This is a genomic window from Dyadobacter tibetensis Y620-1, from assembly GCF_000566685.1.
Taxonomy (GTDB): domain Bacteria; phylum Bacteroidota; class Bacteroidia; order Cytophagales; family Spirosomataceae; genus Dyadobacter; species Dyadobacter tibetensis.
The window spans coordinates 271075-284156 of the sequence record NZ_AZQN01000005.1; the positions used below are offsets into that span (position 1 = coordinate 271075).

At 43.1% G+C, this 13082-nt stretch carries 10 protein-coding genes; 2 read left to right on the forward strand and 8 right to left on the reverse strand.

Annotated features, from left to right (window positions below; translation table 11 throughout):
* Position 1 precedes the first annotated feature (1 nt).
* The 7 genes from X939_RS0115485 to X939_RS0115520 all read right to left on the reverse strand — a co-directional run bounded on the left by X939_RS0115485 (position 2) and on the right by X939_RS0115520 (position 9187).
* A complete protein-coding gene (locus tag X939_RS0115485; RefSeq protein ID WP_025764199.1) occupies positions 2 to 2425 on the reverse strand; it encodes a TonB-dependent receptor plug domain-containing protein in 2424 nt (807 codons plus the stop codon).
* Positions 2426 to 3092: 667 nt separating this feature from the next.
* The gene (locus X939_RS0115490; protein ID WP_025764200.1) at positions 3093 to 3701 is read right to left on the reverse strand and encodes a phage tail protein; all 609 of its coding nucleotides are present in this window, start codon (positions 3699 to 3701) and stop codon (positions 3093 to 3095) included.
* A gap of 119 nt (positions 3702 to 3820) precedes the next feature.
* On the reverse strand, positions 3821 to 4750 hold the full coding sequence (locus X939_RS0115495) for a T9SS type A sorting domain-containing protein (RefSeq protein ID WP_084299499.1): 930 nt from the start codon (positions 4748 to 4750) through the stop codon (positions 3821 to 3823).
* Positions 4751 to 4813: 63 nt separating this feature from the next.
* Complete coding sequence (locus X939_RS0115500) at positions 4814 to 5440, reverse strand: phage tail protein (RefSeq protein ID WP_025764202.1); 627 nt, start codon at positions 5438 to 5440, stop codon at positions 4814 to 4816.
* Positions 5441 to 5725: 285 nt separating this feature from the next.
* Entirely contained in the window at positions 5726 to 6724 is a 999-nt protein-coding gene (locus X939_RS0115510) for an alpha/beta fold hydrolase (protein ID WP_025764203.1), read from the reverse strand.
* Positions 6721 to 7287, reverse strand: coding sequence for a hypothetical protein (locus X939_RS0115515; RefSeq protein WP_229236070.1), 567 nt, complete (start codon positions 7285 to 7287; stop codon positions 6721 to 6723). The genes X939_RS0115510 and X939_RS0115515 overlap by 4 nt, the downstream gene beginning before the upstream one ends.
* A gap of 352 nt (positions 7288 to 7639) precedes the next feature.
* Positions 7640 to 9187, reverse strand: a complete 1548-nt coding sequence (locus tag X939_RS0115520) for a hypothetical protein (protein WP_025764205.1) — start codon at positions 9185 to 9187, stop codon at positions 7640 to 7642.
* 386 nt (positions 9188 to 9573) lie between these two features.
* Between X939_RS0115520 and X939_RS0115525 the strand changes: the two genes are divergently transcribed.
* Positions 9574 to 10266, forward strand: a complete 693-nt coding sequence (locus X939_RS0115525) for a helix-turn-helix transcriptional regulator (RefSeq protein WP_025764206.1) — start codon at positions 9574 to 9576, stop codon at positions 10264 to 10266.
* Positions 10267 to 10343: 77 nt separating this feature from the next.
* On the forward strand, positions 10344 to 10736 hold the full coding sequence (locus X939_RS0115530; RefSeq protein WP_025764207.1) for a RidA family protein: 393 nt from the start codon (positions 10344 to 10346) through the stop codon (positions 10734 to 10736).
* A 163-nt stretch (positions 10737 to 10899) separates the two neighbouring features.
* Here the strand turns inward: X939_RS0115530 and X939_RS0115535 are convergent, their stop codons facing one another.
* Positions 10900 to 12708 (reverse strand): arylsulfatase, encoded by a 1809-nt coding sequence (locus X939_RS0115535; protein ID WP_025764208.1) that lies wholly within the window; start codon positions 12706 to 12708, stop codon positions 10900 to 10902.
* Between the last annotated feature and the right edge of the window lie 374 nt (positions 12709 to 13082).

Genomic DNA, 13082 nt, shown 5'->3' on the forward strand with positions numbered 1-13082 from the left:
TTTAAAATACAATTTTAGAGCCTAGGGCAATGGTCATAGGAAGCGGAGTACCTGTGAAACCTAGGCTGGTGCTACGAATTCCCATTATGTTTTCTTCGGGATTAACTCCACTGTATCGGGCAAAAGTTGCCAGATTATCACCTCTGAAAAACAACTGAAAATCCTCTATCTTCTGCTGGTTTTTAAATAGCGAGGTTAGATGATAAATTACTTGTAGTTTATTGAGCCGGATATAACTCCCGGGCTCTATGGTCCTTATGCCTTGGTAGACAAGCGCTTTTTCATCGCCTTGAATAAAGTAAAAGGGCGTTTCCTGATTTTTTAATGGAAATTGACCGTCGATCGTCGTTGCGTCGTAGCGACTTTCGAAAGACTCTGCAATAATATCGGCTCCTGAAGCGAAGTTGAAAAGGAATTGGGCTGAGATATTTTTAAACCGTAGTGAATTACCTATTCCTCCAAAAATTTTAGACTCACTGTTTCCCACTATTTTCTGTTGCGTGCCCTCATAGGCAATCAATGAGGTGATAGCATCCCCTGATGACAAGGCTTTTAGATGAGCGATGCTCGTATTCTCAATGTCACTGGGAAGCTTATTCACTTGATTATTATACGCCGCCAGGTTTAAATTGCTTGTCCAGGTAAAGTGATTCTTTTGAATCCAAGACCCATTAAGAGTAACTTCAAACCCGGAGAGTCCAATGCTTCCACCGGTTTCATATTGAAAATCAACTCCCTGTATATTAGGTAAATAGCGTTGGTATATGAAGTGCTGGTAGGTTTTATTAAAATAGTTAATATCTAGAGAAATAGATGGGCTGAATTGGACGGAGAGGCCAGCATCAACTTCAAAAATATCGACACTTTTTGCATTTTTGAAAGCAGGATATAGTGTGCCTATTCCCAGATAATTATTATTATAGTAATCGCCCTTGGCTGTCAGTTCACCATTATAGGCTTGAGGACGGTTCAGCATTCCAATTCTTCCTATCGAAGCATTAAAAGAAAGGGGAAGTTTGACGGCGTTCGCTAGGCTATATACGAAGCCGATGGAAGGGTATAAACTCCATTTGTTTTCGTAGAGGGAGCTTCCGTCGGCTCTAAGCACAATATTCAATTTCAAATCATCCTTATACTTCCATTTTCCAATTCCATAAAAGCCGATTAGGTTCTCTTTAGCATGGTCGGACAATGCATCTGTTTGGTAGGCATTATAACCGGTGACCACTTTTACAAAATTTGAGCCCCCACTTTCCAAACTTCGGGAACCATCAACGGAAGTAAGTCTATTGTCAGTAGCGCGTATTTCATGACCGAGCTTTAAATTCATATCCCAGTCAGCAGAAAGAGGATGTTCGTAGTTTAAATACGAATTAATAGTAATAAGCTGCCGCTTATATGCCTCGCTTGAAGCAAAAATGCTGCCGGAAAGGATATTGGAAGGGATATAAAGGTCTCTGCTGGCCCCTTCATAGGATATACCTGCGGTAGACTGAACGCTGAATTTGGGGTTGAGTTGAAATGAAAGACCCAACGAAGACAAGAAGGCAACATTTCGCTTTTTATCCATAAAATAGCTTTCGTCTTCAACAGCAGGGACTTTGAATGTACGATCGTACTCTCCTGCGTAGCGTCCATTCCTATGGGTTAAAGCTAGGTTGTTGTAAAAGTGTGCACGTAATTTTGGAGTGATATTATATTTGGCATTCAGGAAGAGAGATTGTCTGTTAAATTTGGTGGACTTTAGTACTCCTTCGTCAGAATGATTATTCATCCCAAACAGGTAAGAACCATAGTCTCCTCCACCATCTACAAGTATACTCTGGTCATGTATTATAGATCCGCTTTTGAATACCTTCCGTCTTGCAGTTGAATTAAAATTGTAAAAAGCATCTTTACTAGAGTCAAAGTTGTTCAGAAGGTTAACTCCAACCGAAGCGGATCCTCTTAGGTGTAATGGGCCAACTTTACCACTCTTCATAATCAGGTTGATAGCCCCATTGGGCGCCTGAATACCGTAAGGAGCCAATTGATCTACGGTCTTCAATATTTCGATTCGTTCGACTTGATCCGGTGAATAATAGCTAAGGGGATTAATGCCGGTAATAGAAGAGGGGCTCGTAAGGATAGGAACTCCATTAATTAGAATCAAGGGAGCAGTAGATTCGTTAGTGGGATCCAAACTTAGCCCGCGGAGGGTCAGGGTTGACTGAACACCGGAGGTGCCGGTCCAGTTTTTAATTCTTAATCCAGCCACAGTCCCCTGTAAGCTGTTTTCAATTCCACTTCGATTCGATGTGGCCAGACTATCCATGTTTAATACCTCTTGGGCCTGGATAGAACCCAGCACAAATGACGAGACCAGTAATGCATGCACTAATTTGCGAATGCTTTTAGGCAATAGTTTTTGTGTTCTAGAATTCATTCAAATGGAGAGATTAAATGGGTTGCAATAGTTAACAAATATTACACATAATATGCTTCTTGGAAGAGTATTGGCTATTTGATGGTTATAAAATTAATAAATACTAATCATTGAGGCCTTTAGCATTTGATTAATTTATTGTTAAGCGAAAGGGCTGAGATTGGCGTTATATTTAAATGCTGAGGTTGCATTGGATAATGTGGCCCGGAAAAACCCTTCACGGGAGATGGGAGCTTAACAGAATGTTAATAAGCAGGTTTGCAAAACAGGGATAATTCCAACTTTTTTAAAGAAAGTATTTGACGCAATTTTACATCCTAACATTATTATAGGTCCAGAGTACCTCTCAAGCCGACAGGTATCTTTACAGGTGCTGATGCGAAGCGTCGGGACATATCGCATGGTGCAAAGGAGCTCGCCCAGGGACTGGAATCCAGGCTGGTCAAGATCCTGAATTACCAGGACGGGTTGCATTCCGAAGTGATAGAATATATAGAAGCTATAGAATATATATATGCTCTGATGGCTTTAGGCCTTCGGACATGGAAATGATGCGCCCTCTTAGACAGTCGGACACGGGATGATGATCCTATAGCTTTTCGTCTATAAGTTGAAGTGAAATATGGGAAAGGGTCAATTTTAGGGCAATCTCAGTAATAAAGAGTAATTAATCTCTTGGTGGAAACACGCCTGTTAAAGCGATAATAAAGTTTACAGTATTATAGGGTTGGCGGATGTCCACTGGCTGGGAGCTTCCGGTAGGGTTAATTGTAACGGAGGTTTTCCCCAAAGTCCCGGTAGAATCCTGATCGGTATATTCTTTGTCAAATGCGCCAGAATTGGCTAGTATGGCTCCTACAGGGTTAGAAGTATTTCCAGGCTGGTCGCTCACCCCAATTTTCAGCGTAGCCTCATGGGTGTGCGCAGGTAGATTATTGCTGGTTAAGGTTACCTGTTCCGCTCCCCCTTTCTGACCTAGTCGGTACTGAGACAATCCTGGTCCGTTCCCTGCATGAATGGGCACTCGTCCACGTAAATCAGGTAAGGCAAAGGTCTCTTCTCCATCCCCTCCATAATTTGTACCGAGAAGTGAAAAAAGCGCCGTATGCGAGCTAATAGCCAGTAGTTGGCCGTTGCAGAAAGCCCAGCCACTAGGGGGGTAGGAGCCGGCAAACATTTTAATTTCGCCCAAATAATTTTCCTGTGCTTGAGCAGTAGGAGCGCAAAGGAGAAGTGTACCAAGGAAGATAAGAGAAGTTATGTATAGCTTTTTCATAATGTATTGTATGGTTTAAAATTGACGCTTGAGCGGCTAGTTTCAGATAATTTTATATGGTCTATTTCGTAAAGCCATAGTTTTTATGTATCCCCCAGAATTATAATAGGACTACATGGTTATTGCTTGTTAAATCGCTTACTGATCGTTATTCCCGTTGAGGATTCAAGGGTTAATACGTAACCACCAGGGGTGAGTGAACGTATAGAAATGGGTTGTTCAAGGGAAGGGGTGAGGATGACCCTGCCAGTTTGGTCGATGATTTTGGCAGACTTCCAATTACTGCCTTCCGGCATTATTAAATCTAAAAAATCCTCTGAAGGGTTGGGGTACACCGTCAGGTTCCAATCCTGATTGCGTACCGATAAGATTCTGGAATACTCAAAGGAACCATCAAAATCCATTTGTTTTAACCTATAGTAATTAATTTGTGGGCCCGCTTGTGTGTCCAGAAATTTATAATTCTGTTGCGCAGAGGTGGTGCCCTTACCGTCTACAAATGCTACAGTAGCCCAATTATACAGATCCTTCGAACGAAGGACATAAAAACCAGCATTTTCTTGTTCATCGGTGGTGCTCCAATTTAAAAGTATATCGGTTCCACTGATTACAGCACTAAAGGAAATAAGCCTGACCGGAAGGGGATCGTTCTGAGTGCCAGTACCGTTGATAAGAAGTGGGGAGGTTTCCGGACAGGTAGAACTAGTTCCGGGTGCTGCCGCCCAGTTCTCCAGCAAATTATTCGGTGGATCTACGGTATTACCATCATAATAAAAATAGGGTTGACCGTCAAAGGCCAGAAACCATTTGCCCTCAGCATCGCTCCAGAAGATGGCCAGGTCGGTGCCGGAAACGCCTGCTACAGTACCCGTCGCCTCATAGGCTGGCTTACCGTCTATAGGGGAAGAAGGGCTGAGAGCGAGCGAAATCTCCGAGTCAATACAGGCTCCTGCTACCTCTATGGTTTCAGGCCCTTGTGCCAATAGTCTGAAAGGCGAGACTAGCAATATAACAATGCAAAAGAAGATGAAAGGGTATAGGTTTTTCATATTGAGTATTGGTGTGTAGTTAAGAGGATGGAAGTAAACCGGATGCCTGCCAGGCAAGACTGATCAGTTGGCAGAGGGGTATATGCCTATTAGAGCGATGATATAATTGACCTGATTATAAGGCTGGATTAAGTTTACTGGCACTGTGTTACCAGAAGGGCTGGGATGAGTAGGGCTGACCGTAACAGAGGTAGTCCCTAAAGTTCCGGTAGTGTCCTGATCGGTATATTCTTTGTCAAATGCGCCTGAATTGGCCAAAATGGATCCAATAGGATTAGAGGTATTTCCAGGCTGGTCGCTTACACCCATTTTTATGGTAGCCGTATGGCTGTGCGTCGGAAGATTATTATTGGTGAGTGTTACCTGTTCCGCTCCCCCTTTCTGACCTAGTCGGTACTGAGATAATCCTGGTCCGTTCCCTGCATGAATGGGCACTCTTCCACGGAAGTCAGGTAAGGCGAAAGTGGTTTCTCCATCTCCGCCATAAAAAGTTCCTATGAGGGAAAACAGAGCCTGGTTCGAAGATATTGAAAGAAGCTGCCCATTACATAGCTCCCAACCCGACGGAGCGAAGTCTCCGGCAAACATTCTAATTTCTCCAATAAACTGACTACTCTGAGCCTTCAAATGACCCATGTTAAGTAATAATGCCCCTAGGGAAAAGGCAAAAGTTATGAATGGCTTGGTCATCGTATATTGAGATTAGTGTAAAATTATAATTCATCGAGAATACAATTCAAAATCAATATACAATTAATTCACTTCAATGTACTATATATTCCTAAAATTAATTAGGCGTATATAGGTTGGTTAAAACCAACCTTATTCCTCTCCGTAAAAGGCCATTTTGATAAATCCTGTAAGAATGTAAGTGGTAGATGAAAAAATAGGAAGAGCATCCTCCATTTTTTAGGTTTTTTCAGACAGCGTTAGGCTTTTTAATTTAAATCGGTAGGCTCTTGTCTTGTTCAGCCTTTACTCAATAAATTCTATAACCGCCTGATTAAATTTGACTGTTTCGGTAATAAAAGGTTCATGCCAGGAAGAGTCGAAATAAACTTTACTGACCAAGGCCTGAGTCAGCAGCCGACTGGTGGCTTCCCCTACTTCGAGAGGTACTACCCCGTCTTTTACCCCCCAAAATAACCCGACAGGAATTTGAATTTTCTGGAGTAAAGCACCCTTTTCGAACTGCCTGCTTTCTATATTTCCGTAATAACCATATGCTTTTGCATGGGAAAACTGAGCCAGGGTAGTATTGGGAGAATTGAAGGCATAATTGATCAAATATTTATGGTCGTCATACACGGAAACGGGGTTTCCGCCAAGCTTATACATCCATCGATATATTTCTTCCCAGGATACAGTAGCAGCATTGGCTGCGGTAACAGGATGTGCCAACAGATAGGATTCGGCCTCGTAATTTCCCTGAATGCGCGCTTCATTCAAGGCCCATTCCCTCACGGAGGCCAACCAGTTGGAGAAGGAGTACATTCCATTTACTGCTATAAGGCCTTCTATGCCTAGCTGATGATCCCCCTCAGTTAGGTATTGCCAGGCTAATTCTACACCAAAGCTATGAGCCAGCAGGAAAATTTTTGAATCGGGATACTGCTTTTTTAATAGCTTCACGACATACCCCAAATCTTCGGCAAACTGAGCATATCGGAGGGTAGATTCCTGAACCTTTCCCATGGATGCTCCCGCTACTCGCTGGTCCCAATATGCCACCATCGACTGGTTTTCTAATCCTTTGAGGTAGTAGCGGTAGCACATTGCGCAGTCGCCAGGTCCACCGTGTATGAAAAGTATGATCTTTTTCGCTGAACGATTTCCTTTTACCCAGATGGGCATGTCCGCTCCTTTATTGCGAAGAAAATAAGTGCTGTCTTCGGTAGGCTTAGGGTCGCGATCTCCACAGGATAGAAAAAGGAAAAGAGCGATTATTGACAAGCAGATACGACTCGGTTTCATGGCTTCTTGAGGGGGGATACTATACCAGCTTCAAGACTAAAGCGCATCAGACCGCCGGTATTATATGGCCTTTGATGCATAAGGTTAATTCGGGTAAACAAGGTTAAGTTAACCTGTCGGCGGAGAGAGAGATCTTTCCCCGCCCCCATAAAGACGGAGGGCATAAAGGCGTTGCCACCGGCCAGGCGTACCCGATGTAGCACACCCCCATCGTCAGGCTGATAGGTAGTGCCGTCTAGGAAATAACGAAAAATGCCTGGTGAAAGTCCCGCTTCTATTATTCCACCACGCTGGTTCCTGCGGCGGTAAGTAAGTTCGGAAGAGAGTAATATCCCGATATGGTTATGAGGGTGCCGATAGCATGCCAAGGTAGGTGAGATTAGCCATCCCTTTTTCACTTTGCGACCGCTTTGGTAGTGACTTCCCATTTCCCATTCCACCCCTCCCTTCAAGCCATAATGGGTGATGCTTTCTCCAAAATATCCTAGGCGTATCGACTGTGCCCAGAGAGGAGGGGCCGAAAAAACTGCTAAGAGAAAAAATAAAAATCTATAGGACATCATGGCTGGTTTTGCTATTAAAGCTATTTATCATTTCCAACTTTTCTACTCGGGTCACCTAAGGAGTGAGGTGTTACAGGTGTAACTCCAGACTTGTGAGGATAAGGAGGAATGGTCGCTATGCTAAAGCAAACAAATATGGCCTATATGTTTAAATTTCAGATATATGATTTTTTAAGTTGTGTGTTTTTTTGTCTGAACCGCATGATTTTTAATATGAGTACAACAAGAACTCCCCTGAGGAAAATGGCTATTCAAAAAAGAATAGGCCAGCCCATTCCCTAAGGAAAAGGCTGGCCTATGATTTGATATTATGCTTCGTGATTTCTGCCTACGGCAGACAATGTCTATAATATTACTTTTTAACCACCTCTACATCTTTGAATATAAATTCATTGTCGCTGATTCTCAGTGGTTTGCCACTCGCGGTAGTGACGTTTCGAAGAACTACTTTTTTGGTGATGACATTAGGATATTCCTGCTGATAACTTTCGTCTTTCATTTGTGGATTGAAATTGGCAAAAATCGCCGGCCCTTGGTAATTTTCCGGATGCTGGTTATCTTCTATACGGAGGTTTTCGATGGTGATGCGTTCGGGCATATAACAGGTATATCCAAAATCGTGTTGTCCGGAATAAGAACCGCTGATCAGTGCGGCATTGCTGGGCCGGCCATTGGCTGGCACGAAAACACAATCCCGGATAATGACCTCCCCTTGCCAGGTACTACCATAATCGGAGCGAAGGTTTACGAAACTTCTCCCCCGGATGGTTGAATTTTCAATCAGTAATCGTCCACTTCCAATGGCATTGATGCCCATATGGCCCAGGGTGGAGTTGCGAATGGTGGCATTGGCAACGCCTTGGTGGGCATCGAAGCGGGAGAAGTTACATCCATCATATAGCAAATTTTTGCAGAAATTAGAGCCTAGGATACCCCAGTAGTTACCGTCATTAATGTCGTTGGTCTGGCGGCAATTGACGAAGGAGACATTTAGGGCGCGGTTTACAGAGAGGTCGTAAGTGCCCATGGAAACAGGTTTGCCTGCTGCCCCAATGGTCCGGTAGGTTTTATGGCCGGTTAAGACCGTATTCTTGACCATGATATATGAGCAGTCTCCTATATTGAGGAAACCGCCATAGGGAGCACCATGTTCCCCTTCGCCTTTGATATAGTGTTCCAGACCATCGACTATTACATTTGAGCGCCTGATGGCAATGTTCCGGCTATAATAAGTATATTTAGATTCGGCTTTATTGGCAATCGTCGTAAACTTTCCTCCCGTCACCCGGAGTGTTGACTCATCAATTGGTAAGGCCGTTAATTCGGTAATCCGATCGAAGTCCCAGATGATAGGGGCATCCATATCTACATTTCCGTTTTTATCTACGACAAAAATATCGGTTTGAGGAGAGCCATTATTCTGGTTGAGTCCATAGCGGATATATTGTTTCACATGAGCATTCGTAACCGTAACCAGGCAGGGTCCTGGTAAATCAGTATCAATCTTTTTTTGATCCCTCTTAAGCTGGGTTATGTTTGTCAGTTTGAAAGGCTTTAGGTCTGAACGTACTTCAAAAACGGAGGCATTACGATTTTCTACTTCGGTATCATCTATTATGAAGGATGCTTTGCCAAAATCGGTATCCGTTTTTATCACAGCAGTTTTGTTTTTACCTCCAATATAATAAGTGGCTTTATCGTCTGCTTTGACTTTTATATGATGGGCATTAGCAAATGCATGCGCCGCAGCAATGGCTTCTATGTCGTCGGATATACCGTCTCCCTTAGCGCCAAAGTCACTATACCGGACATACCCGCTGGCCCGTATTTTAGCGATAAATTCCGGTGTTACCTTTCTCAGAGATGGCGTATCCTGCCCTTGAGATAGGACTGTAGACATGCAGTAAAAGACAAAAATCAATAAATACTTCATAGGTGGGTTAGTTGGTTATCTTATGATTTCCCGATGTCTACCAGCAGTTCGGGTACCTTACCGTAGATAGAACTTTAGGAAGATTTATTTTGAATAATATGAATTTATAAAGGCTGCAGAATTATTAATATACTCACGGTCAGTACTCTGAATATGCGCCTTTTCCAACTTTTATAGTTTACCTCTGACCTGTATCAACCAGCCTACTCAGGACATGCAGACGACGATTATTTCTGATGCTGTACCCTAATACACGTTTCCTATTCGTTTCACTTTCATAAATTCCTTTAGATTTGTAGTCGGTCAAAATGCTTAATTGAGCTATAATTACTAAGCAATAGTAACTTCTCATAATGAACGAAAACGATATCAAGCGGCTCTCTCGGCTCACGGCTATATTGACTCAGCTTCAGACAAAGCGGTTATTAACGGCAACCTCCCTATCTAGGAAATTTGGCGTCAGCGTACGGACCATTTACCGCGATATAAGAGCTTTGGAAGCCGCAGGTGTTCCTGTTGTATCAGATGAAGGGAAGGGTTATTCCCTCTTGGAAGGTTATAAAATACCGCCTGTGATGTTTACAGAGAGTCAGGCCAATGCCCTAATTCTCGCCGAACAACTGGTGCTGAAAAATAAGGATGCTTCATTTATAAAAGATTATACGGAGGCTATTGATAAAATAAAGGCAGTGCTAAGGCCTTCAGAAAAGGACAAGGCTAATTTACTTGCTGAAAGAACCCGGTTCGAACAGAATTTGAATAGGGAGAGGAATAGTGATAACCTTTCTCAGTTTCAACATGCCATTACCAATTTCTATATTACCAATATAGCCTACACTAATGATGATGGTGTCGCTTCCACTAGGCTAATAGAGCCTTTTGCACTGATCAGTACTACCGAAAATTGGCTGCTGATTGCCTGGTGTCATTCACGAAAGGGATTCCGATATTTTCGGTTAGACCGGATACGCCAAATACAGATACTTTCCACACGATTTGCACCACATCGTATGACCTTGCAGGAATTTTTTGATAAATACCACTAGTTTCTCCCGGACCCCTGACATAAGGCTGTCAAAGCCCCCATTTAGTTTTGCATAATCAAATTTAAAAAAAACTAAATATGGAAAAGAGAACGATTGACCCATGGGCTTGGGGGGAAAGAACCAATTCTGCTCAGGCAGTGGAAGTGCGTAATGCAGAAGGTACGCTATATTGCTCTGGCCAGGTGGCCATCGATTCCTACGGAGTCCCTAGCGCTGCGGATATGCGCACTCAGCTGCAACAGACTATTAAAAATCTGGAACAGCTTGTAACCGAATCGGGCTATGAATGTAAAAATCTGGTGAGGTTGAACGTTTATACCACCTCTACGCAGGAGTTCTTTACCAACTGTATGGATATTTATGTACCCTTTCTTCAGAAATATGGGATTAAACAGGCTACCACTTTATTGGAGGTAAAAGGACTTTTTGCTACACTGACCATTGAGCTGGAAGCTACAGTAGTCCGATAAGAATGGAATGCAATAGAAAAGGGCTTCTGATTTTTGCGTATTTGCCGTACGCAAAAATCAGAGCCTTGCATCTGGAGATGATATGCTAATCCAGAAGGCATATATAAATAAAAGTATTTTACAATTAAATCGTTAAGCCAGACGCGCTGGGGCCATATCTGAATTATTTTCTTGTTAGATTAATCAATCTAAACTCCATTGCTTTTTCATGGGGTATATTCAGAGCCTTTAATAAAAGCTGGGTGCGGCCCTTAGCCAGGTGTATGGTTCCTGCATTCAGAGGTTTAAAATCCAGTTCATAAGATTCCTTACGTTCCACACGATCATAACGTTTATTGAGTATATCATTGTTGATGGGTAGCCCGTTTCTGGGGGCCTCCACTTCAAAGCTAAGGGTGCTTTGCCCCGCACTGAGTTCCATGGTAGCACCCAGATCCTGTGGTAGGCTCGAATAGTATACGGTCACTTCATAATCACCCGCGGATAGTACTTCTATGTCCCAGCTGATTGCATCATTAATATGGGTCCAGTTAGTGAAATAGGAACTATTAGGGTGCCTGCTGGATCGGATTATTCCACCCTGACTCTTTGCATCCCGTGCCGGAAGTTGGGTATATTTAAAATTAGGGTGGCCTACGGGAAAGGGACGAATGTCTTGAGGCATATCCTTCAAAAGCTCATTTTTCCATGCATACAACGTGTCTTTCAGTGCACGGGTTACGGCGGTATGGTTCGGTGTAAGGCTTCGGGTTTGTCCGGGATCGAGCAACAAATCATATAGTTGACCTTCATCATCCAGGAAATATTGCTGATTTCGAACCGCCACACGTCCGTTCCAGTGGGTGAACAGCAACCTGTCGGGCCATTTTATTGTTTCGGTCAGGAGCAGTGGTGCCAGGCTAAGCCCATCCAGAGGTTTAGGCGTATGAAGGTCTAGAGAAGCTAGTTCTGCCAAGGTAGGGAGCAAGTCAATAGCGGCAGCTCTTTGTAAGATTCTTTTGCCGGCATCAATCTTTCCTAGCCATTGAATGAGCATAGGAGACTTTACGCCACCCTCGTTTGTCGAGCCTTTAATGCCCTTCAAACCATTATTCCAGCGAACTGCATTTGGGCCATTATCACTGAGGTAAATGATAATCGTGTGCTCTCCTAAATTGAGTCGATCAACGGTTTGTTGAATACGACCAACATTTTTATCTATATTTTCACAAAGTGCCAGTGCCGCTCTTGTAAAGTTCAGATCCTCTTGGCCATTGCGTGATTCACCATGTAGGGTGAGTTCCTTTTCTTTAAATCGTCCCCACTCAGCGTCGGGAACTTGCATGGGAGAGTGGGGGGTATTATAGGGTAGGTAAACAAAAAAGGGTTCTGTGCTATTCTGCTCTATAAAATCTATGGCTTTATTGGTCAGGTCATCAATGATGAATCCTTCACCCTGAACGATTTTTCCATTATGTTCGAGTAGAGGACTGAAATAATTTCCCCAATGTCCAGAGCAAAAACCATAAAATTCTTGAAAACCCCGAGCATTCGGGTGATAGGGATATTGCATTCCATTATGCCATTTGCCGAATGCCGCGGTCTGATAGCCAGAGGCTCTGAATATTTCGGCCATAGTCGTTTCATCCAGATTTATTCTTTCTCCGCCCTCAGAGGTGCTGTAAACACCGGTGCGAGGGTGGTAGCGACCCGTGAGTAATTCGGCGCGGGTAGGGGAGCATACAGGACTTACGTAGAAATTGTCAAATCGGGCACCGTTGGCGGCTATCTGGTCGATATGAGGTGTTTGTACATCCGGATTTCCATTTATACTTAAATCTCCCCATCCCTGATCATCAGACATGATGAGGATGATATTAGGACGTTTTTTGTCAGCCTTTGCTCCTGAAACAGGGCATATTATCGCCAAGAAGAATAGAATGGCTACAAATTTTTTGGGGCGAAGGCAATAGGGAAAATGAAGATTAACCACCTGGCTCTAATTTTAGTTATAAATATATTTCCTTAATCTACGGCCATAAGGCATATCTATCTCGTTTTTACCATTAGCTTACCGTTATGTTCTGGTAAGAAATGCCCCATTGAAAAAGTTTTTATTATTGGTTTCCAGATAGAAATCAATTGCCTGCTTCTATTCCCAAAACCCGGAATGGGTGATATAAAGACCACCGGCTTAAGGATGAAATTACAATTTTATTAAACCGTCACGCTAACCGAAGGTATTGGGCTTGATCTAGTTTTGGAAGTTGTTAAAATGGCCTCTTTATATGGATACAAATTGGTACTATTTGGAGAATTGAGTCCGAATTGGTTAAGGATCAAGACCAAATGTTGTGGAGTAACTTG